Raw genomic sequence first — 21080 nt, 5'->3', positions numbered from 1 at the left:
GGGGCGAAGTTCCAACTCCACTCGCACCACGCGTCTCCCGCTCGTTATATCCCCGCCGATCAACTCGGAGAGGTGGTCTGGACGGACCACTGCGCTTTGCTGGGAGCCCCTGAACCGCTGGCGGCTGCCGTGGAGCGGGCTCGTGGCGGAGCAGGTCGTGTCCCACGCGGTGGTGTAGGAGCTGTGGGGAACCGGCCCGCCGCAGCGCCCTTCGATGGCTGGCGTAGGCGGGCCGGTTATCCACAGCGGGCGGTCATCGTGGTTCTTCGGTAGAGTCTGGTCACCACAACACAACCTCGACCGAGGGTGACCACGATGACCGACGAGATGATGGCGCTTCGCGCGATGCTTGAGAAGGGCGCGGATGCCGATGTTCTGCGTGAGATGATCGGCTTCGCCGCCGAACGGCTGATGGAACTGGAGGTGCAGGGCCTGACCGGGGCCAGTCATGGCGAGCGGTCTGCCGAGCGGCTCGTCCAGCGCAACGGCTACCGGGATCGCGACTGGGAGACCCGCGCCGGCACTGTTGAGTTGCGCATTCCCAAGCTGCGCAAAGGCTCCTACTTCCCAGGCTTTTTGGAGCCGCGGCGGATGGCCGAGAAGGCGCTCACCGCGGTGATCCAGGAGGCCTACATCCAGGGCATCTCGACCCGCTCGGTCGACGATCTGGTCCAGGCGATGGGGATGTCGGGCATCTCCAAGAGCCAGGTCAGCCGGCTGTGCGAGGAGATCGACGAACGGGTGAAGACCTTTCTTGGCCGTCCCATCGAAGGCGATTGGCCCTACCTGTGGCTGGACGCCACCTACGTGAAGGTCCGCCAGAACGGGCGCATCGTCTCGGTGGCCGTCACCATCGCGGTGGCGGTCAACACCGACGGCCGCCGCGAGATCCTGGGCATGGACATCGGCCCGTCGGAGGCCGAGACCTTCTGGATCGAGTTCCTGCGTAAGCTCAAGCGTCGTGGTCTGAGCGGCGTCAAGCTGGTGATCTCCGACGCCCATGGCGGCATCAAGGCGGCGGTCACCCGCGTCTTCCAGGCGACGTGGCAAAGGTGCCGGGTGCATTTTTCTAGGACGGCGCTTGCCCATGCCGGAAAGAGCGGCCGGCGCGTCGTGGCGGCCTTCATCGCCACTGCTTTCGCACAGGACGATGCGGCATCCGCCCGAACGCAGTGGCGGCAGGTGGCTGATCAGGTCCGTCCAAAGCTGCCGAAGCTAGCCGACCTGATGGACGAGGCGGAGGAAGACGTCCTGGCCTACATGACCTTTCCCAAGGAGCATCGGGCCAAGCTCCACTCGACAAACCCGATTGAACGTCTCAACGGCGAGATCAAGCGACGCACCGAGGTTGTCGGCATATTTCCGAACGAGGAGGCGATTGCGCGCCTCATCGGTGCCATCCTCTTGGAACAGAACGACGAATGGGCTGTCCAGAGGGCGCGCTATATGACGCTGGAAACCATCGCCTCACTCGGCGATGATCCCCTCGTCAGCCTGCCCGCTGTGGCCGCCTGACACTCCCGGCCAGACCAGCCGGAGACCATGAGCGCCTCTTCGCTCCTACACCACAGCCAGGGACACGATCGCGGAGCATGGCTGCCGCAGGAACGATAGCGTCCACGGATGTGGACGCTATCTGGGGTAGGAGCGCGGCCCTCTTGCTAGCGCAGCATCACCACCAAATGATGGCGCAGGCCCTCCCACGCGCCAGCCTCCAGGAAAGCCCGGAAGTATCGATAGACTGTCGGCCATGGTGGAAAGGCCGGCGGCGGTGGAAGGTGGCGCCATTGGCAACCGGTCCGCACGATGTAGAACAGCGCATCCGGCAATCGTCGCATGTCCGTACTGCGAGGACGACCACCGGGCTTTGCCGGTGGGAGCACCGGTTCGATCAGGCGTTACTGATCATCGCTCAGAGCCTGGCCGGTGCCGTAAGCACCAACCAGCCGGCGGTTTTCGGGCGCCCACATCGGCGGCCTCCCACAGTGGGTGTCAGGCGACACCTGGAACTGCCCCCTGGCGACACGAAGGCTGCCCACTGGTTGCCCCGGTGAGCCCATAGGCTTGATCCTCCTCAGGCTGGAAAATTGCCTGTCGGATCAAGCCTATGGACTACCGGGACAACCTGAAGCCCATGCTGCGGTAACGATGGCAGAGGGGGCAGCGCTCGTGTCGCCAGGGGGGGCAAATTGGGATGTCGTCTGACAGTGGGTTTCCCTGTCAACAGCCGATGCCTTCCACCATCACACCATCACAGACACCTTCGAAGCAGGCTTTAAGCTGACCGCCGCCCACTGCGACGTATATTCGCCTTCGTGCTCGAACACATTCGAACCGCGTGTTTGCGGAATTCCGGAGCGTATTTTGGTGATGCCAGTTTCGTCATGATGACTCCAATCTCAGGAAATGGAGCTTTCAAAAAATCCAGCGCGATTCACCCTTGCAGCTTGACCGCCTTTAAGATGACAGTAAATTCCATAACGACATTGTTCATGTCTTCCATCTTGTCCCTGATCTCCGTTTGGGAGATTTCTCCGTTCCGGACGCGCTCCGCCCATTTCGGTGCCAGGACTTGCTGGATGCCTTCCACGTCGAAGTCGATGTCGAGATAAAGGCCGAGCGGTGTGGCGGGAGAGCCGACCTCCTGCCATTCCCTGTTACGCCGCTGGCTGAAATGTTCAAAGCTGCGGGGATGAATTGCTCTTACATGGGTTGGATCAATCAGGAAATAGTCGTGACGTGGATGAGGAAGTCTGATCTCAACCCTGGCACCATTACAGCAGACACGCCAAATTTCCTTGATGATGTCGAGATAATTTTTCGTCGATGTACCGACATGTTCAAGCACATGCGACAGCAAAACTTCATCAGCGCTATTGTTCGGCCATGGCCATGGCACTTCCTCAATGTCCAGGATCTGGTCAGGAGCGCAGGCAGCGAACTGGTCGACATTCACCCAACCGGGCTTCTTGTCGAAACCGCATCCGATGTTCAGCTTCAGCCGCGGCTCCTGCTTCATTCGATCCTCGCATAAGGGGATTTGGTCAAACACTGGCAGTATTCAGGTCCTGAGTGCCACCACCTGACGCAGGGCCTGTTCGGCGGCGGCGAACACGCTGTCCCAATCGCCGGGCGTCGTCTGGCGGAACATGCGCATCGACGGATACCAGGGGGTGGTGTCGCCCTTCCCGCCCCTGCCATCGCCGTAAACCCAGTAGGGCATGAACTGCAGCAGGTTCCACACCGGACGGCCCAGCGAGCCGGCCAGATGCGCCACCGAACTGTCGGTCATGATCACCAGGTCGAGCCGCTCCAGAACCGCCGCAGTGTCGGCGAAATCGTTGAACTGCGGCCCCAGCGGCGTGATCAGGGTTGAGGTGCCGAGCGTCTCCAGTTCCGCCTCCGGCGGTCCCTTCTGGATGCTGTAGAGCCGCACCTTCGGCACGTCGAGGAAGCGCAGGAAGCGGCTGAGCGTGGTGGCACGGCGCGCATTGTCCTTGAAGGTGACGCGGCCGGACCAGATGATGCCGACCTTGATCGTGCCGTCATGGCCGGGAACCAGCCGGGCTGCCTTTTCGCGCGCGTCGGCCGGCACGGTCAGGCGGGCGGGCGGCGGCACCGTCTCGATGGTCGTGCCGAGCCGGTGCGGCAGGCTCATCAGCGGGCAATGGACGTCGTAGGCAGGATACGCGGTGCCGGCGCGCACGAAACCGTCGAGCCCCTCCAACCCGGAGAGCAGGCGCTGCAGTTCCGGATGGCATTCCAGCAGGACCCGGCCGCCGCGCGCCTTGACCATCGGCACATAGCGCGCGGTCAGTAGGACGTCGCCGAATCCCTGCTCGGTGGTCAGCAGGATGGTCTTGCCGTCGAGAGGACCGCCGTCCCACATCGGGCCTTCAGCGATGCGGTTCTGATAGCTGGGCAGCGACAGGCGGGAATCATAGTCGCGGAAGCCCTCGGCATAGCGGCCGGCCTGCAGCAGGGTCAGCGTGCGGTCCCACCGCAGCCCTGGGTCGCCGGGCCGCGCACGGAGAGCGACGTCGAGGACTTCCAACGCGCGGTCGAACCGGCAGCCGTGCCGCAGCGCCACCACCAGATTGGACAGCAGGCTTGGGTTGCCGCCCGACAGCACCACCGCATGCTCCTGCGCGGCGATGGCCTCGTCATAGCGCTCCACGTCGCCCAGCACATTGCCCAGATTGGTCCAGGCACCGACATGGCGCTGATCGATCTCCAAGGCGCGTCGCTGGCAGGCGATTGCCGCCTCCGGCTTGCCGGCCTGCCGCAGCAGGGCGCCCAGCGCGCTCCACACGTTGGGATCCCTCGGTTGCTGCTCCAGCATCCGTTCCAGCATGTCGATGGTGAGGCCGTGGGAACCCTGGGCTTGGGCTTGGGCTGGAGCTTGTGCCGGAGCGGGGGCCGGGGACGATACCGGACGGGGCGAGGCCTGAAGGGGCAAGGCTGCCGGGAAGGATGGCGCCGGGGCGGCCTGGGTGATGTTTGCCTTCATCTCTCGTCGTCGCTGGTGATCTGCGGTCGGTGTGGAGCAGTGGCAGAGCGCGGGTAGGGCATAGACGGCTCATTGAGGAGAGTCAAACCGTCCCTTCCGCCGCACTTGTGCGGGTTTTGGGACGGGCGGGAGGCTCAGCGCCGCCGCAGATCCTGCAGGTCGATGTCGTCGATCCGGAAACCTGCCTGCCGCAGGGCCTTCAGGACGATCACCTTCTGGGCGGTGCCTTCGCGCGCGGCGGCCTGCCGCAATTCCTCGACCAGATAGTCCGGCAGCATCGCCTGCCACGGCCGGGTCGGGGCTGGACGAACGATGGTGGAGGCCGGAGGAGCGGGCTGTGGCTGTGGCTGTGGCTGGGGCTGCGGGGCAGGCTGGGCGGCGGCGGGATGGGAGATGGTGGCCTGGGGAGTTGCGGGCGGCTCCGTCTCGGTCGGCAGGAAACCCTTGCTCAACCCATATTGGCGGATCGGGTCGATGTCGTCCGTTCCCAGCCCGCCGATCCCGATCCCGCCCAACGGAGGGCGGGCCGGCTTAGCGATGGACTTCACGGACGGCTTGGCGGGGCTGTCGGTCGACATGGACACTCCGGTCGGGGCGCCGCCGGCATGGGTGCCGGCTGAATAAGCCATGAAGCAATATCATGACTTGGTGTCCTGTCTGCGCGACATGTGGTGGATGTGGGCTTTGCCAGGATGGAAAGCCGGCCGGCGTGGCGCCGGAAACACAGGAGCTTGTGAGAAGATCATATAGATATGAAAACACATGAAATGAGGACATGAAAATGCAGGTGGACCTGGAGCCGTCCATGGGGGCGATGGCACATGCACTCGGTGAAGCGACGGAACTGGCTCCGCCTGCCTTGGGCGGGACGGAGGCGGTTCCGTTGATAGGGAGCGCGGTCATGCGCAAGAATTAATTTCATGAAAATATATCATAAAATATAAATCCGCTTTCGAGGCGAAGGTGTTTTGATCGACCGCCAGTGCCGTGGTGTCGGGACCGGATGAGGGCAAGCGTGTCCGTCCATGCCTCCGGCTGCCATCTGCATGCATGATGGGTCATGGTGGATGGCGCGGCTCCTGCGCATGCGATAGGCGCTTGCGAGCGGGATCATGACGGAAGCCGATGAAGCCGGGCCAGCCGAAGGGTTGGATGCAGTAATATCATGAAATGATAAAAATCCATGGGTATGGCTGCCCCGCGCCTTCATCTTCGGCCTTGACGTGCCGACCGCTGACGCGTCGTCGTGTCGCTCTTGCTTTGATGATTTCCTGCCCTGATTCAAAATCATGACCATAGATCATGGTATGATGATGGGGCCGCGATCGGCTCGCAGGCTCAGCCGTCTGGGCGCCAAGGCAATGCAAAGGCGATGGGAGTCCTCGCCGCCGGTTGGCATATGGAACTCCGCCCTACCCTTCCACATCGGCCCTGAACCGCTAGACTTGCCGATGTGATGCGCTGATCCGGCAGGCCTCGGACCAGTCGCATCCGCAGGTCGCCGCACTAGGTTTCCACAGAAAGTTATTTCATGAAATTATTAAGGCATATAATCTTATATTCCGCTCCGGCTTTCATGGGCAAAGCCCTTCTTTTCCCCTCACTCCCGCGAGATCAGCGGGTTTGCCGGGGAGGCTTCCAGGAAGGCGACGAACTCGTCGGTCAGCGCGCGGACGTTCAGGTCGGCGTTGCTGTCCGGGTTGACCTCGCCCGGGCCGTGGCCGGTGTAGGTCATCTCCTTCAGGAGCGAGCGTTCGATCAGTTCGGTGCGGAAGGCCGGGACGCCGTGTTCGTCCAGCAGGCCGCGGGCATGACGGTCGACGCGGGATTCGATGGCGGCCTGGGTGCGCACGATCACCACGCTTGAGGCCGGTGTGTGTTTCAGCACGCCGACCGAATCCGCCACGACTTTGAAGGTGCGCACCGTCTCCTTCACGTCCATGAAGGATTGCTGGGTCGGGATCAGCACCCCGTCGCTGACCGAGAAGGCGTAAAGCATGGTCAGGTTGCCGAAGCCGGCAAGATCGATCAGCGTATAGTCGAAGCTCGGGGCATTCTCCTGCACCGTCTGGCGGACGTTCGATTCCGTGATCTCGTCGATCACCCGTACGCCGGCATCGTTGCGCCGCCGCGCCCATTCGGCCAGATGCCGGTTGGGGTCGCAATCGAGCAGCAGCACGTCGGCCTCCCGCCGGCGCAGTTCGGAGGTGAGCGCCATGACCAGACTGGTCTTGCCGACGCCGCCCTTGGTGGAGGCGAAACTGATGATCCGAGCCATACGGTGGTTCCCGGTTGCAGGGGATGAGGAGTGGGCTGACCCGAGCGGGAGCTTCGCGGATCTACACGCAAGATCAGGAAAGATGGAAGTGGTTTCACGTCATGAAGAAGAAGCATGAAATCATGACTTGCTTCCCCGATGGGCCTATCGCCCTCGCCGGCAAAGCATGACCTCAGCCCGGCTTCACGTCGGTGGTGGTGCCGGCGCGGCGCTTCAGCCGATGCACCGTATGCTGGCCGCCACCGGTAGCGCGGACCGAATAAAAATAGGCACTGTCGTCGGTCCAGTACCGGCCATCCCCGTCGACCATCACCGTGCTGCTGTGGATGTCGGCCGGATAGACGGTCAGGCGCGGGGCCGCCTCCGCCGTGAAGCCGGCAAGATGAACGGCAGCGAGCGCCGCCTGATCGAGGAACCAGACGGGCATGGCGCGGTCCAGGAAATGGCGGATGTAGCGCCGGGTCAGGTCGAGGAAGCGCAGCGCCCCCGTGGTCGGCCGGATGTGCAGCACGTCGGCATAGAGCAGGCTCCAGATGTCCAGCCGTTTCAGCGCATGACTCATCATGCCCAGATCCGAGTGGGCGGAGGTCGCCAGCAGCGGGTTCAGATCGCGGATCGCCAACAGATCGACGTCCAGCATCAACACCGGCCGCTGCCAACGGATCAGCAGGTCGGGCAGCACCAGGAAGCGGCTGCAGGCGTAATAGGTCTTGGCATTGTTGCCCAGCGGCGAAAGGTCGATGGCCTCGCGCAGGATGATGAAACGGTCGGACCCATGGGCAGCGATCAGGGCCGCCACCGTCGCCTCAGCCTCCGCATCGGGATTGATCAGGTGCAGGGCGATGGCGCAGTCCAGGCCGCTGTCTTCGACGATGGAGCGCACCATGGTCGGCAGGAATTTGCAGGCATAGACGGCGTCGCAGGAGGCGTAGACCACCAGCGGCCGATCGGCGCTTTCCGTTCCTTCGGCAAGCGTGGCGCGGATGCCAGCAGGCGGCGGTCCCTCGCGCAGGGCCTGGAGGAAGGCAGGGGCGGTGCGGGTAATGCCATCGCGTCCGCCATGGCGTTCCGCCGCCTGTAGGAACAGGGCGTCGGCCTCCTCCAAGCGGTGCTGCTCGGCACACAGGCAGGCCAGCCGGCTAAGCGTGAAGGAGACTTCCGGATACAGGTCCAGCGCTCGGCGGTAGGCACGCTCTGCACGCAGCGCCTGGCCGTCACGGCGCAGCGCATTGCCCAGCGCCACCAGCCCAATGCAGTCCTCGCGGCCGCGGAAGCGGGCGACGTCGCCAGCTTCGCCCAAATGTGTCAGCAGCTGCCACAGGTTGGACCGGCGGGTCGGGTCGGTGGGCGTCAGCCGCCAAGCGGCAAGCGAATGGTCGGCGGCGGCGGCCATGTCGTGACCCACCAGGATTCTGGCGAGCGTGTCATGCGCCACTGGTGCCTGTCGGCCCGTGCCGTTCCGCTCCAGCAGGCGGCGACAAGCACCGGCGGCGGCTTCGCGGTCTCCCGCCCGTTCGGCGTCGAGAGCTGCCTGGAGGGTGGCGTCGAGGTCAAGAAGGGACATGGGTGAGCTGGTCGGGCGAAAGTGAGGAGCGCCGCTTCATCCCATGATGCCCCCACCCGTGGCAAGCGGTCCCGGCCTTTACCGAGTCGCACTCGATTCTTCCACGAGATCGCTGCCGCCGCCCATAGGGGGAGGCTGAAGGTACGGCAAAGGTGCCGTCTTGCAGAGACTGCATGGCCCGTAAAGCGGAAACCTGGCCATTCTATAAGAACGGGCTTGAACAAAAGGGTAGATATCATCAACTGTTGGTATGGACCCGGGAAAGGGTTCCAGCCAAAACTGTGCCGCGCCGGCCCGTCCGGTGCGGCACTTTTATACTTCGCTGTCCAGTGAGCGCCAGGCACAAGCCCGACTTCGACCACGAGGCAGTGGGGGGCGCCGGTGGCGGCCCGTGTGGGATCCGATACGTCCGTGAGCATTGCCAACGGCCTGAAAATCGCCTTTGACGTCCATCTCTCCGGCGACCTGGAGCGGGCGGAGGAATTCTACCGCGTCATCCTGCGCGCCAGTCCGGGGAATCCGATGGCGGCAACGCTGCTGGGGCTGATCCGCTCCCAGAGGACGATGGTCCGTCAAAGCAAGCACAAGACGCTGACCCTGCTGCGCAGCCGGGGTTTTCGTCCCGCCACGGTGATCGATGTCGGGGCGCAGACCGGCACCCCGCCGCTCTATGAGGTCTTCCCCGCCGCCCACCATGTGCTGATCGAGCCGGTGGCGGAAAACGAACCGGCGCTGCAGCGGCTGTGCGCGGAACTGCGCAGTGCCGAATACCGGATCGCCGCCGTCGCACGGCAGGGCGGCACCGCCCGGTTGGCAGTGTCGGACGACCGGCTTTATTCGTCCATCGTTGCGTCGGACCATCCGGTAGAACCCGACCATGCTTTGCGCAGCTTGCGCGAGGTGCCGGCCGTCTCGCTCGACGAGTTGTGCGCCGAACAGGGCTATGCCCGGCCCCTGCTGGTCAAGATCGATGTCGACGGGCTGGAATTGGAGGTTCTGACCGGTGCCGCCACGTTGATGGAACCTGCCAGCGTCTTCGTGATCGAGGCGACAGTGGCGGGCGAGGATGCAAGGCTTGTCCCCATCATCGACGCGATGGCTCCGCATGGCTTCCGCGTCTGGGACATCATCGATCCCCTGTATCGTACCGAAGATGAGCGAATGTGGCAGGTCGATCTGGTGATGGTCCATCGCGATGGACCCTACGCCACACTCTAGACGCTGTGCTTTAGCCTCCCGCCCGCTTGCGCAGGGCGTGCTCCAGTTGGTCGAGAGGCTCTTGCCAGTGCCCCGGCCTTGTTTGTCGGAAGAGCCGCATGGTTGGATACCAGGGGCTGTCTNTGGAGCGGTTGCGGTCGTTGCCGTGGGTGGGCGATCCGGCCCAGACGATGCCGACCTTCAGCCCGCTCAGCCCCGCCAGCCGATCCCCCCAGCGTGACACCAGTTCCGGTTCCGCAGACAGGTAGGGCACGCGCGACGGCACCGTTTCCAGCCGGGTGCCGAACAGTACCGGCAGACTCAGCACCGGGATCTGGACGTCGAAGTCGGGCAGTGGTCCACCGGTCTCCACCGGGATGGTGCCAGGCAGGCTGTGCAGCAGCGGCAGCAATGCCCGTTGGCATTCCAGGTAGACCGGCTGCCCGCTACCCGCCTGTCCCAAAATCGGCAGGTAGCGCACGAATTGCAAAACGTCGCCGAAGCCCTGCTCCCAGTAGACCAGCAGCCGCCGGCCATTCAATGGCGACCCATCCCAGCGCGGCTGGGCGAAGCTGCGCTGCGGCGAGCGCAGGCGGCCATGCTTCCAGCGCCATTCATAGCTCCGCCAGCCCCGGACAAAATCGCCCAGCAGCAGTCGCACCAGACTTTCATTCCAATGGGCGTCGGCGAAGTCCGGATTCAACAGGGTGGCCCGTCGAAAGGCCGGAAGCGCCTCCCAGAAGGCCCCCACGTCCTTGACCGCGGAGCCCAGATTGCTGTAGGCGCCGCTGTGCTGCGGGTTGAGCGCAATGGCGCGACGGAAACGCACCGCCGCCTCATCCAGCCGATGGGCCATGCGCAGCATGGCACCATAGTTGTTGGTGATCTCCGCATCGTCGGGGGCCAGGGCCGCCGCGCGGGCGAAAGCGTCGCAGGCTTCCTCGGCGCGATTGAGTCGTTCCAGTTGAAGGCCCAATTCGTTGAGCAGGCTCGGCTGGTCGGGCTGCAACCGGACCGCGGCGCGGTAGGCCCGCACCGCCTCTTCCCGCCGACCGATCCGGACCAGCCGGGCTCCCAGATTGATCCATCCGTTCAACGAATTCGGCGCCAGGCTCAGAGCGCGGCGGAACAGTTCCTCCGCCTCCGCGTCTCGGCCGGCATCGGCGTGCAGGAGCCCCAGATTGTTGAAGGCGGGGGCAAAATGTGGATCGGCAGCGGCGATCTCGCCATACAGCTTGGCGGCCTCCCCGGCTTGGCCGCTCTGCTGGAATCCAATCGCCATGGTGAAGGCTTGCTGAATGTTCATGGAGACCGCGTCGCCCCGCTTGAGGACCTGGCTTCGGACAGCATCGAGGATCGGCGGGATCAGTAGCAGAGATGGCTGGTGCTGCAAAGGATGGGGCTCCCGGAGATGCTGGAAAGGAATCGGAAAACGGCTGGCCGCTTGCATCACCACCGCTGTCCCCGCATCAATGGCGCTCGTCGAACGAGGAGTGTGGCGGGCGGCATGGCGCGGCTTCTGCTGATCAACTATGAATTTCCGCCGCTGGGCGGCGGGGCGGCGAATGCCACCGACAACACCGCGCGCGAACTGGCCGCCCTGGGCGAGGAGGTGCTGGTGCTGACCTCCGCCTTCGGCGGCCTGCCGCGGGTGGAGCGACGGGCCGACGGGGTGGAGATCCGCCGCATCCCCACCCTGCGCCGCCGTCGCGACCGCAGTTCGGTGGTGGAGATGCTGGCCTTCCTCGCCAGCTCACTGGTGATGGCGCCCTGGATCGCCGTCCGCTGGCGCCCGGACGCCACCATCGCCTATTTCGGCCTGCCCTGTGGCCCGGCGGCCTGGATGGTGAAGGCGCTGTCCGGCGTGCCCTATGTCGTCAGCCTGCGCGGCGGCGACGTGCCGGGCTTCCAGTATGACGGCATCTCGCTCTATCACCGGTTGGCCGGCCCGGTGATCGGCTGGCTGTGGCGCCGCTCCTCAGCTGTCGTCGCCAATAGCGAGGGGCTGGCCGATCTGGCTCGCCGCTTCGCTCCGGACCAGCCGGTCGTCATCATCCCCAATGGCGTCGATGCCGTCCGCTTCTCGCCTGCAGACACCAAGGATGCCACCGGTCGTCTGTCGCTGCTGTTCGTCGGTCGGGTGGTGCGGCAGAAGGGGCTGGATGTGCTGTTCGAGGCGCTCGCCTCCCTGACCCCCGAAACGCGTGACCGGATCGGCCTGACCATCGTCGGCGACGGCCCCGCCCGCCCGGAGCTGGAAGCCCAGGCAGCCCGGCTCGGCCTGTCGGAGCTGGTGGCGTTCCGCGGCTGGCTTGGGCGGGACGAGCTGCCCGCCGCCTACCGTGCCGCCGACGCCTTCGTCTTCCCCTCGCGTGACGAAGGCATGCCCAATGTGGTGCTGGAGGCGATGGCCGCCGGCCTGCCCGTGGTGGCGACCCGCATCGCCGGCAACCGCGATCTGGTGGTGGAGGAGGAAACCGGGCTGATGCTGGGCGCCGACGACACACTGGCGCTTGCCGCCGCCATCGCCCGTCTGGCCGAAGACCCGGCCCTGTGCTGTCGTCTTGGCGAGGGCGGGCGTCGCCGGGTGGTGGAGCATTTCTCCTGGCGCGCCGTCGCCGCCGCCTACCGCGATCTGGCGCTCGCCGGCCGCAAGGCAGCGGGACAGGTTTCATCGGCGCAGGCGGAGTGAGGAGCATCGCTTGACGTGCTGTTGACATCCGGCGGCTTTCGGGAGCGTATGGCGGCGCGGCAGATGGGTCGGACAGCAAGGGATCGGGCAGCGTGGGGGAACCGGTGAAGACGGCGGACGGCGGGGGCGACACTCCGGTCGGGGCTCCTGCCCTGGCCTTCGATTTCGGCGAGAACTGGGACCATTACTCGCGCACCGTGCTGGACGAGCCGCGGCTGGTGGCGGCCATTGACAGCCTGAAGGGGTTGGTCGGGACCGAGCGGCTGAAGGGCGCCAGCTTCTGCGACGTCGGCTCCGGTTCCGGCCTGTTCACCATCGCCGCCGGCAAGCTGGGCGTCGCCCGTGCGCTGGGCTTCGACGTCAACCCCACCGGGATCGAGGTGGCGCGCCGCAACCTGGGCCGCTTCGCGCCTGAACTGGCCGAGCGCATCGAGTTCCGCCGCGGCTCGGCGCTCGACAGCGGTTTCGTCGGTTCGCTCGGCCGCTTCGACGTGGTCTATGCCTGGGGCTCGCTGCACCACACCGGCTCCATGTGGCCGGCGATCGAGACGGTGGCTCCGCTGGTGGCGCCGGGCGGCACCTTCGTGCTGGCGCTCTACAACCGCCACTGGACCTCGCCGATCTGGACCCTGATCAAGATCGTCTACAATCTGTCGCCGGGCTTCCTGCGGAAGTTCTGGGACTGGACGCTGGGCTCGCTGATGTTCCTGGCGACCTGGGCGATTACCGGATCCAACCCGCTGCGCAAGGAGCGCGGCATGGAGTTCTGGGTGGACGTGACCGACTGGCTCGGCGGCTACCCCTACGAATATGCCAGTGCCGACGAGGTGCGGGCGCGGATGGACGCGCTCGGCTTCGACATGCTGGAGGTCCGCCCGCCGCGCGTGCCGACGGGCTGCAACGAATTCATCCTGCGCCGGAGGCCCGCATGAGCGACGACGCGTTCAAGTCCGCCACCTCTCCCCTGGCCGCGACGGCGGCCATCACTCCTCTTGCCGCCGCCGCGGCCGACCATCCCGGCGGCGTCGATTACGACGACAGCTGGGAGCGGCGCTGGAACGACATGCGCAAATACGGCCCGACCGGCCGGCATCTGCGCCGCATCGTTACCGAGATGGTGCGTCCACTGAATTACGACAGCCTGCTCGACGTCGGCTGCGGCCAGGGCTCGCTGCTCGCCACGCTGATGCCGCTGAAGCCGCAGGCCAGCTACACCGGTCTCGACTTCGCCGCCAAGGCTATCGACGTCGCTCGCCGCCGGGCGCCCAATGCCGAGTTCGGTCTGCTCGACGTCGCCGCCGGTCATCTCGACCGCCGCTTCGATCTGGTGGTCTGTACCGACGTGGTCGAGCATATCGAGGACGACGTGGCGGCATTGCGCAACCTCGCCGCCATGACCGGGCGCTACCTGCTGGTCTCGACGCTCCAGGGCCGGATGCGCGATTTCGAGCGCACGGTCGGCCATCACCGCAACTATGCCCGCGGCGAGCTGCAGGCCAAGATCAAGTCGGTCGGGCTGGAAGTCGAGCGGGTGGTGGAGTGGGGATTTCCCTTCTTCTCGCCGCTCTACCGCAACGTGCTGGGGGCCGCCAGCGGCCAGGGCACGGAAGGCGACTACGGCCCCGGCCGCCGCTTCCTCGCCGAGGCGCTGTACCACATCTTCCGCCTGAACTCCTGGTCGCATGGCGACTACATCTACGTGCTGGCCCGCCGGCCGGGATCGTGAGGACTCTCCCTCTCCCAGGACGGGAGAGGGAATAATTATCTCATATTACTTCATGACTTCATGAAAGACTGTCCTTAAATGCGTCCCCGGCTGAAAGCCCTGGTCAGCGCGTTGCTGATCGCCTTGCTGCTGTGGCGGGTCGATGTGGCGGAGGTCGGGCGGGTGCTGGCGATGGCCTCGCCGGGGCTGATGGCGCTCGCCGGCCTGCTGTTCTTCCTGATGCATGTGCTGAACGCCCTGAAGCTGCGGGTGCTGCTGCCGGAGCTGCGGGCTGGACGGCTGCTCGCCTACACGCTGGTGGCGCAACTCTATGCGCTAGTCCTGCCGGGCCAACTGGCGGGAGAGGCGGTAAAGGCCTACCGGCTCAGCCGTGGCGAAGGCCGCGGCGGGGACGACGGCGGCCGCATCGTCTCGGCGGTCGTATTCGACAAGGTGACCGGGATCGCCGGGTTGCTGCTGCTGACCGGCGGCGGACTTGCGGTGCAGTCGGCAAGCTTCGGCGGCGGGCTGCTGGTGGCGGTCGGACTGGTGCTGGCCGGGCTGGCCGTGGCGACCGGACTGTTGGCCTGGGCGCCGGCGCGTTCCCTCCTGCTGGCTCTGCTGGGGTGGCGTGCTGGACCAAGGCGCGAGGCCCTGCTGCTCGGACCGCTGCGCCGCTTCCTGGAGGCTTGGCGCGACCAGATGCGCCGGCCGGGCAGGGCGGTGCTGTCGGTCGCCGGCGGGATCGCGGTCCAGGTCGCAGCGGTCGCCGGCAGCCAGTCCCTGGGGCTGGCGGTCGGCATCGACCAGCCCTTTTCCGTCTGGTGTGCGGTGATCGGACTGATGTCGGTGATCGTGCTGATGCCGGTCACCGTCGCCGGGATCGGTCTGCGCGAGGCGTCACTGGTCGGTCTGCTCGATCTGGTCGGCGTGCCGCACGCCCAGTCGCTGGCGCTCGGTTTCGGCATCCTCGCCTTCCAGGTGATGGTGGCCCTGCTGGGCGCCGTCATCGACCTGACGGTGCTGCGCGAGCGCCGCACGGCGTAAGCGGCGGCAAGTGACCCAATTAGCCGTTGCGCTCGCCGGACCCAGCCGCCATACCATGGCCCGGCATCGCCCCACAGATGACCCGCAGCCTCCGGACCCGTTCGATGACTCTCCTGCTTGCCCCCGGATCCGCCACCACGGACATCGGGACGGTTTCCGTCTCGGTCCTGATTCCGGTCTACAACGAGGAGGACAACATCGCCCCCCTGTGCGGCCGGCTGATCCCGGCGCTCGACGGGCTGGGACGGAGCTTCGAGGTCATCTTCGTCAATGACGGCTCCACTGACGGGACGGAGGCGGAGCTGCAGCGCGTGGCGTCGGACCGCCGCATCCGCGTCATCAACTTCCGCCGCAACGTCGGCCAGACTGCGGCGATGATGGCCGGCATCGACCATGCCCGCGGCGATGTCATTGTGCCGATGGACGGCGACCTCCAGAACGATCCGCAGGACATCGCCGGCCTGCTCGCCAAGCTGGACGAGGGATACGACGTGGTGTCGGGCTGGCGCGCCGACCGGCAGGACGGCTTCCTACTGCGCACGCTTCCGAGCCGGATGGCCAACAAGCTGATCTCCACCATCTCCGGGGTGAAGCTGAACGACTATGGCTGCACACTGAAGGCTTACCGGCGCCAGATGCTGCAGGGCTACCGGCTCTATGGCGAGATGCACCGCTTCGTGCCGATCTATGCCCGCTGGCAGGGCGCCAAGCTGACCGAGATACCGGTGCGCCACCACCCGCGCCGCCACGGTCAGTCGAAATACGGGCTGGAGCGGGTGCTGAAGGTCGTGCTCGACCTCGTCGTCGTGAAGTTCCTGACCCAGTACGAGACCAAGCCGATCTACATCTTTGGCTTCGCCGGCCTGATGTTCATGGGGCTGTCGGTGCTGGCCGGCATCTACGCCATCTACCTGAAGCTGGTCGACGGCATCTCCTTCATCCTGACGCCGCTGCCGCTCCTGGTGACGATGGGGCTGGTCACCGGCGTGATGTGTATCCTGATGGGGCTGCTGGCCGAGCTTCTGGTCCGCATCTATTTCGAGAGCCAGGGCAAGAGCCACTATTCCATCAAGACCATGCTGAATTTCGACGAGCCACCGCCGCGGGATTGAGAGGCCCAAGATCGGGAACCGGCCTTCCCGGGAAGCCATCCCGTCAGCGGGGCATCAGGTAGACCGTGATCCCCGGCAATTCCACCCGCCCGGTGGCGGTGGCGTCCAGCATCGCGACATAAGGCCGCGCCCAATTGGCGAAGCGCGAGATCTCCGTGCCGTTGATCGCCCAGTCGACCACCACCACCACCGGCGGCCGGGCCTCGCGCGTCGAGGCGATGGCGCGGTCGATCCAGCCGGGATCGGTGATCAGCAGCGAATCGTCGACGTACCAGTCGCGCAACAGCATCCGCCGGCCGGTCATGAAGGCCACCCCGGGACAGAACGGCACGCAGACGATGCGGTCGCCCGGGCTGGAATGCGCCTCCACCGCCTCGCGCAAGCCTTCCAGTAGAGGACGCTCGCCGGGGCTGACGCGGACGGCGACACCATTCTGCGCGGCGAAGGGCACGGTGCGGCCGGCGGCATTGGCGATCGAGCCGGTGCCCGGCATGGTCAACCCGACCCACAGATAGACCGCCAGCCCGAAACCGGGCAGCGCCCCGGCCCCGAGCGCTCCGGCGCGCTTGGCCAGCCCCGCCGGACCCCGGCCAGCCCGGCAGGCCAGGGCCGTGAGATCGGCCAGCAGGACGCAGACCAGCACGATATGGCCGGGCATGAAGTTCGCGATGTGCGCCAGATCGGGGCGGAACAGGTAATAATGGGGCAGGGCGGCGACCCCGCCGGCCAGCACCACCAGACGGGCCGGCACGCCGTCCGCGCTCTCCGCCCGGCGCAGCCGCGCCAACGTCAGCAGCGCAAAGCCGGCGGCGGTCGCCAGCGGCAGATGGACCAGCAGCGCCATCGCCGCTGTCGGGGTGCCGCCGCTCCAGTTGGCGGTCCAGCTTCCGTTCAGCAGGTCGGACAGCGGCGGCCGGCCGAGCAGCGTGCCGGCCCCGCCTGCGTCCGCAGCCACGGTCCCGCCGGCGCCGCCGCCCAGCCCAGCGGATAGGTAGCGCAGCAGGATGTCCGGATAGCGCAGATACTCGCCGACAATCAGGTCGAGATATCCGCCGGCCGCCGCCATCGCCATCAGGGGCGCCTGCGCCAGGGCGGAGACGGCAAGGCCGGCCCCGGCCAGCCGGGCGAGGCGTCCTGCCAATGCTTGCCGTCCGCTGGCCGCCGCCCCGAGCAGGACCAGCCCACCCAACGTGGCCGCGAAGACGAAGCCGAAATCGGGCCGGATCTGGAAGGTCACCGATAGGCCGGCCGCCGGGGCGATCAGATCGGCCGGCGCCATCCGCCGCCAGCGTTCGGCCAGGTGCACCTGCAGGAAGACGTTGAGCAGCACGCAGACGGCATAGAAGACGGTCGGCGGGAAGGCCGGAACCGCCACCGCCACCCCGGCCCCCAGCAATGCCGGCAGCATCCGCCCGGTGACCTTCAGCACGGCGGCGTAGACCAGCAACCCGGCCAGGGCGCTCGCCCCCTGGAACAGCCACTGGACGGCGAGCCAGCTCGGCCCGCCGAGCGCGAACAATCCTTCACCGATCTTGAACCACAGCAGCCCATAGCCAAATCGCAGGGCATGCGGGTCGGTGCCGAGCCACAGTTCATAGGCAACCTGGGCGTAATGGCCGTCGTCGGCGGTGTTGAAGCCGGCGTCGATGTAGCCGGCGTAGTAGAGCAGGGCTCCCAGCAGCACCAGCAATCCGCCGGTGATGCTGGCGAGGCGGCGATGCGCTTGGCGGCCTTGGGATCGATGCTCTTGCAACCAACCGTCTTGTCGGGGCTGGTCCTGGAGACGGCTGTCGGCCCGCCTGCGCCCGAGAAAAAGCCAAGCGCTCATGCCGGCTGCCCCGCCTTTGCAGGATCCGTCGGGGCCCCGCCCGCAGGCACCGGCCGCCGAGAATTGCCCAGCGCGGTGGCGAGGGCCGTCCAGGCCCACAGCAGGCCGCGGTGGTCGGCTTGGCCGCTGCGGTGCTCGTCCCAGCGCGCCGCCAGCCAGGCGCCGTCCACCCCGATGCGCGCCGCGGTCTCCAACGAGGGCTGGGGCAGGTGGCGCAGCCAGCGACTCAAGGGAATGCCGAAACCCTTCTTGGGCCGGGACAGGATCGCCGACGGCAGCAGTGGCGCCATCGCCTTCTTCAGGATCCATTTGCGCGTGCCGCCCATCAGGCCGTTCGGCTGCAGCTTCACCGAGGCCGGCAGCCGGCTGACGAAGGCGACGAGGTCGCGGTCGAGGAAGGGCGAGCGCGTCTCCAGCGAGCAGAACATGCTGGCGCGGTCGGCCTTGATCAGCAGGTTCTCGCCCAGATAGAAGCGGCCGTAGAACTCGATGGAGCGGTCGACGTCGTGCCGGCTGGCACCCGACCGCCATAGGGCGTCGGCCTCGTCATACAGCTCGTCGGCGGTCAGGTCGGCGCCGAACAGCCGCGACACCTCCTCCACCGAGGCCGGCCCCAGCCAGGCCGGCATCCAGTGCGCCGGCCGATGTCCCAGCCCGCGCAGTGCCCGGCGCAGCTTGAAGTCGAAGCTCATGTTGCGGTCCGACCGCGGCAGTCGGTGGGCCACCGCCTCCGCCAGCCGGTGCAGCGGGCGGGGGACGGCTTGGTGGTAGAGCCGCGCGGCCTTAAGCGCGTCGAAGGTGTCGTATCCCGCGAACAGCTCGTCGCCGCCGTCGCCGGTCAGCGCCACCGTCACCCGCTCGCGGGCGAAGCGCGACAGCAGATGCGTCGGCAGGATAGAGGGGTCGGCGATCGGGTCGTCCAGTCGGCCGAGCAGCTCCGGCAGCAATCCGGCCGCGGTGTCGAGGTTCAGCGTCCGACAGGCATGGTCAGTGCCGTAATGGCGTGCGGCCTCTGCGGCATAAGCAGATTCATCGAAGCTCGGCTCGTCGAAGCCGATGGTGAAGGTCTTCATCGACGCCGGGTCGCGGTGCCGCGCCGCAAGCGCCACGATGGCGGCGCTGTCGATGCCGCCGGATAGGAAGAAGCCGACCGGCACGTCGCTCAGCATCCGGCGCTCCACCGCGCGGTCCAACAATTCGCGGAGTTCCTCGGCCCATTGGTCGGGACCGCCCGGCGGCTGATCGTCCACCACCATCCGGTATTCCCAGTAGCGGCTGACCGACAGCCGCCGGCTCGCCAGGTCGTAGACCATGCTGCAGCCGCCCGGCAGCTTGCGCACCGCGGCATGGGCGGTCAGCGGTGCCGGGATGAAGCCGTAGGCGAAATACTTGACCAGTGCGGTGCGGTCGAGCCCGTCCGGCACCGACGGGTGCGACAGCACCGCCGTGGCCTCCGACGCGAAGACCAGCCCGGCCGGCGTCTCGGCATAGAAAAGCGGCTTCTTGCCGAACCGGTCGCGCCCGAACACCAGTTGGCCGCGGCGGCGGTCGTGCAGGCAGAAGGCGAACATGCCGTTCAGCCGCTCCAGCATGTCCAGGCCCCATTCCCGGTAGCCGTGCAGCAGCACCTCGGTGTCGGAATGATCGGTTCGGAAGCGGTGGCCGGCCTGCTCTAGCGCACGGCGCAGTTCCGGCGCGTTGTAGATCTCGCCGTTGTAAACGATGACGAGGTCACCCTCCGCCGTCGCCATCGGCTGGTGGCCGCCCTCGATGTCGATGATGGCGAGGCGGCGGAAGCCGAGATGCACCGGTAGGGCGCCGTTATGGTCGGCTTGGCCGCGGTCGGCATAGACGCCGTCGTCGTCGGGGCCGCGGTGGCGGATGATGCTGGTCATGGCGGCGAGGTCGCGCTCGCCGCCGGGTCCGGCGAAGCCGGCGAAACCGCACATGGGGCTGCTCTCCCGGGGGGACTGCCGAAGGTGGCGACGGGGGCTAGGTGTAGCGCCTCGCCCAGCCGGGTGCCATGGCGAAATGCCAAAGTCGGGAGGTCGGACCGGGAATGCCCGATTGGAAATGCTTGAACTGCGGTGATGGGCCGCCCGGGTGGAAAGTCGTGGCTTCCGGTTCCGGCTTTGATTACAGCAGAGGTCATCAGGTGCGGCCATTCCGGTCGGGGCGGAGGGAGTGCAGGCGGATGATCGGCGGGCCGGTGGATCTGGAGGGTGGTTTCAACCGCATGCGGCCGTGCCGGCACGGCCTGATGGTCTACAACCGCAACGACCAGTATGTCGGGCGCTCGCTCGACCTCTATGGCGAATATGCCGAACATGAAGTGGCCGTGTTCCGCTCGGTGCTGCGGCCGGGCGACGCCGTGGTCGAGGTCGGGGCCAACATCGGCGCCCAGACGCTGCCTCTGGCCCGCATGGTCGGGCCGTCCGGCTCCGTGGTGGCCTTTGAACCGCAGGAGATGCTGTTCAATCTTCTGTCCGCCAATTTGGCCCTGAACGGCATCACCAATGTGCGGGCCCGGCGCATGGCGGTGGGAAGCGAAGCCGGCTCCATCCGGGTGCCGGTGCTCGACCCGAACCGCTCCAACAACTTGGGTGCCCTTGCCCTCGGCGGTTGGGAGCATGGCGAGATGGTCCCGCTGGTGACACTGGATTCGTTCGACTTGCCGTCCTGCCGCCTGCTCAAGGCCGACGTGGAAGGGATGGAGGCGGCGGTGCTGCGCGGGGCATCCGGGCTGATCGCGCGCCAGCGGCCGGTGCTGTATGTCGAGAACGACCGGCGTGACCGCTCAGCCGAGCTGATCGGGCTGATCCGGTCGATGGGCTACCGGGTCTGGTGGCACACGGCGCGCCTGTTCCATCCCGGCAACTTTGCCGGCAACTCCACCGACCTGTTCGGTGGGGTCGGCGCCGTCAACCTCGTCGCCCTGCCGCCGGGCAGCGACATCCACATCCCCGATCCCGAGATCACCGACGATCACGCATGGTGGCGGTGAAGTGGCTCTCCGCTGCTCCGATCCAGGGCTCCGAAGCCGGGTTAACAGTAGTTTACGAACGTCGAGGTTTCTGATTCGGTTTAGGCCCTCGTCTCGGAAGGGCACACCATGAGTTCGATCGAAGCCGGATTTGGAGAGAAATC

The 21080-nt window shown here is 66.5% G+C and carries 17 protein-coding genes; 8 read left to right on the top strand and 9 right to left on the bottom strand.

The features are described from left to right. The first annotated feature begins 315 nt into the window (after positions 1 to 315). Positions 316 to 1515, top strand: coding sequence for an IS256 family transposase (locus JHL17_RS13175; protein ID WP_200193784.1), 1200 nt, complete (start codon positions 316 to 318; stop codon positions 1513 to 1515). A 146-nt stretch (positions 1516 to 1661) separates the two neighbouring features. Here JHL17_RS13175 and JHL17_RS13170 read toward each other — a convergent pair whose 3' ends face one another. The 6 genes from JHL17_RS13170 to JHL17_RS13145 form a co-directional block, all read right to left on the bottom strand. After that, positions 1662 to 1883 carry a transposase gene (locus tag JHL17_RS13170; RefSeq protein ID WP_200193782.1) on the bottom strand — a complete coding sequence of 74 codons (222 nt, stop codon included), beginning with the start codon at positions 1881 to 1883 and terminating at the stop codon, positions 1662 to 1664. A gap of 551 nt (positions 1884 to 2434) precedes the next feature. Next, positions 2435 to 3019, bottom strand: coding sequence for a class I SAM-dependent methyltransferase (locus JHL17_RS13165; RefSeq protein ID WP_200193780.1), 585 nt, complete (start codon positions 3017 to 3019; stop codon positions 2435 to 2437). 42 nt (positions 3020 to 3061) lie between these two features. Further along, positions 3062 to 4510 (bottom strand): tetratricopeptide repeat protein, encoded by a 1449-nt coding sequence (locus JHL17_RS13160; protein ID WP_200193778.1) that lies wholly within the window; start codon positions 4508 to 4510, stop codon positions 3062 to 3064. A 134-nt stretch (positions 4511 to 4644) separates the two neighbouring features. Further along, positions 4645 to 5139 carry a hypothetical protein gene (locus JHL17_RS13155; protein WP_247893518.1) on the bottom strand — a complete coding sequence of 165 codons (495 nt, stop codon included), beginning with the start codon at positions 5137 to 5139 and terminating at the stop codon, positions 4645 to 4647. 971 nt (positions 5140 to 6110) lie between these two features. Beyond that, a complete protein-coding gene (locus JHL17_RS13150) occupies positions 6111 to 6788 on the bottom strand; it encodes a ParA family protein (protein WP_200193776.1) in 678 nt (225 codons plus the stop codon). Between the two features lie 172 nt (positions 6789 to 6960). Then, positions 6961 to 8352: a tetratricopeptide repeat protein gene (locus JHL17_RS13145; RefSeq protein ID WP_200193774.1), complete on the bottom strand. Its 1392-nt coding sequence runs from the start codon at positions 8350 to 8352 to the stop codon at positions 6961 to 6963. 411 nt (positions 8353 to 8763) lie between these two features. Between JHL17_RS13145 and JHL17_RS13140 the strand changes: the two genes are divergently transcribed. Continuing rightward, the gene (locus JHL17_RS13140; protein ID WP_200193772.1) at positions 8764 to 9570 is read left to right on the top strand and encodes an FkbM family methyltransferase; all 807 of its coding nucleotides are present in this window, start codon (positions 8764 to 8766) and stop codon (positions 9568 to 9570) included. Between the two features lie 10 nt (positions 9571 to 9580). Here JHL17_RS13140 and JHL17_RS13135 read toward each other — a convergent pair whose 3' ends face one another. Beyond that, entirely contained in the window at positions 9581 to 10831 is a 1251-nt protein-coding gene (locus tag JHL17_RS13135; protein ID WP_425599607.1) for a tetratricopeptide repeat protein, read from the bottom strand. Between the two features lie 225 nt (positions 10832 to 11056). On the opposite strand from JHL17_RS13135, the gene JHL17_RS13130 reads away from it, so the two are divergent. The 5 genes from JHL17_RS13130 (at position 11057) to JHL17_RS13110 (ending at position 16105) form a co-directional block, all read left to right on the top strand. Further along, the gene (locus JHL17_RS13130; RefSeq protein ID WP_200193770.1) at positions 11057 to 12241 is read left to right on the top strand and encodes a glycosyltransferase family 4 protein; all 1185 of its coding nucleotides are present in this window, start codon (positions 11057 to 11059) and stop codon (positions 12239 to 12241) included. Positions 12242 to 12333: 92 nt separating this feature from the next. Continuing rightward, positions 12334 to 13173, top strand: coding sequence for a class I SAM-dependent methyltransferase (locus JHL17_RS13125; RefSeq protein WP_345773800.1), 840 nt, complete (start codon positions 12334 to 12336; stop codon positions 13171 to 13173). Continuing rightward, on the top strand, positions 13170 to 13967 hold the full coding sequence (locus JHL17_RS13120; RefSeq protein ID WP_200193768.1) for a class I SAM-dependent methyltransferase: 798 nt from the start codon (positions 13170 to 13172) through the stop codon (positions 13965 to 13967). The genes JHL17_RS13125 and JHL17_RS13120 overlap by 4 nt, the downstream gene beginning before the upstream one ends. A 78-nt stretch (positions 13968 to 14045) precedes the next feature. Then, complete coding sequence (locus tag JHL17_RS13115) at positions 14046 to 14993, top strand: lysylphosphatidylglycerol synthase transmembrane domain-containing protein (RefSeq protein WP_200193766.1); 948 nt, start codon at positions 14046 to 14048, stop codon at positions 14991 to 14993. A 104-nt stretch (positions 14994 to 15097) separates the two neighbouring features. Further along, positions 15098 to 16105, top strand: coding sequence for a glycosyltransferase family 2 protein (locus tag JHL17_RS13110; protein ID WP_247893516.1), 1008 nt, complete (start codon positions 15098 to 15100; stop codon positions 16103 to 16105). Positions 16106 to 16148: 43 nt separating this feature from the next. Here JHL17_RS13110 and JHL17_RS13105 read toward each other — a convergent pair whose 3' ends face one another. Next, entirely contained in the window at positions 16149 to 17858 is a 1710-nt protein-coding gene (locus JHL17_RS13105; RefSeq protein ID WP_200193762.1) for a hypothetical protein, read from the bottom strand. A 71-nt stretch (positions 17859 to 17929) separates the two neighbouring features. Beyond that, positions 17930 to 19882, bottom strand: coding sequence for an asparagine synthase (glutamine-hydrolyzing) (asnB, locus tag JHL17_RS13100; protein WP_247893515.1), 1953 nt, complete (start codon positions 19880 to 19882; stop codon positions 17930 to 17932). 245 nt (positions 19883 to 20127) lie between these two features. Between asnB and JHL17_RS13095 the strand changes: the two genes are divergently transcribed. After that, entirely contained in the window at positions 20128 to 20937 is an 810-nt protein-coding gene (locus tag JHL17_RS13095) for an FkbM family methyltransferase (RefSeq protein WP_200193760.1), read from the top strand. Positions 20938 to 21080 lie beyond the last annotated feature (143 nt).

The sequence above is a fragment of the Azospirillum endophyticum genome (assembly GCF_016595245.1).
Classification (GTDB): Bacteria; Pseudomonadota; Alphaproteobacteria; order Azospirillales; family Azospirillaceae; genus Azospirillum; species Azospirillum endophyticum.
Note: the sequence above shows the minus strand (reverse complement) of the source record. Positions and strands in the feature narration are given on the sequence as shown.

Bases quoted from the DNA above. Each gene is read 5' to 3' on its own strand.
- JHL17_RS13165 (WP_200193780.1), bottom strand. From the start codon at position 3,019: ATGAAGCAGGAGCCGCGGCTGAAGCTGAACATCGGATGCGGTTTCGAC.
- JHL17_RS13095 (WP_200193760.1), top strand. From the start codon at position 20,128: ATGATCGGCGGGCCGGTGGATCTGGAGGGTGGTTTCAACCGCATGCGG.
- asnB (WP_247893515.1), bottom strand. From the start codon at position 19,882: ATGTGCGGTTTCGCCGGCTTCGCCGGACCCGGCGGCGAGCGCGACCTC.
- JHL17_RS13175 (WP_200193784.1), top strand. From the start codon at position 316: ATGACCGACGAGATGATGGCGCTTCGCGCGATGCTTGAGAAGGGCGCG.
- JHL17_RS13115 (WP_200193766.1), top strand. From the start codon at position 14,046: ATGCGTCCCCGGCTGAAAGCCCTGGTCAGCGCGTTGCTGATCGCCTTG.
- JHL17_RS13150 (WP_200193776.1), bottom strand. From the start codon at position 6,788: ATGGCTCGGATCATCAGTTTCGCCTCCACCAAGGGCGGCGTCGGCAAG.
- JHL17_RS13155 (WP_247893518.1), bottom strand. From the start codon at position 5,139: ATGGCTTATTCAGCCGGCACCCATGCCGGCGGCGCCCCGACCGGAGTG.
- JHL17_RS13130 (WP_200193770.1), top strand. From the start codon at position 11,057: ATGGCGCGGCTTCTGCTGATCAACTATGAATTTCCGCCGCTGGGCGGC.
- JHL17_RS13110 (WP_247893516.1), top strand. From the start codon at position 15,098: ATGACTCTCCTGCTTGCCCCCGGATCCGCCACCACGGACATCGGGACG.
- JHL17_RS13145 (WP_200193774.1), bottom strand. From the start codon at position 8,352: ATGTCCCTTCTTGACCTCGACGCCACCCTCCAGGCAGCTCTCGACGCC.
- JHL17_RS13120 (WP_200193768.1), top strand. From the start codon at position 13,170: ATGAGCGACGACGCGTTCAAGTCCGCCACCTCTCCCCTGGCCGCGACG.
- JHL17_RS13160 (WP_200193778.1), bottom strand. From the start codon at position 4,510: ATGAAGGCAAACATCACCCAGGCCGCCCCGGCGCCATCCTTCCCGGCA.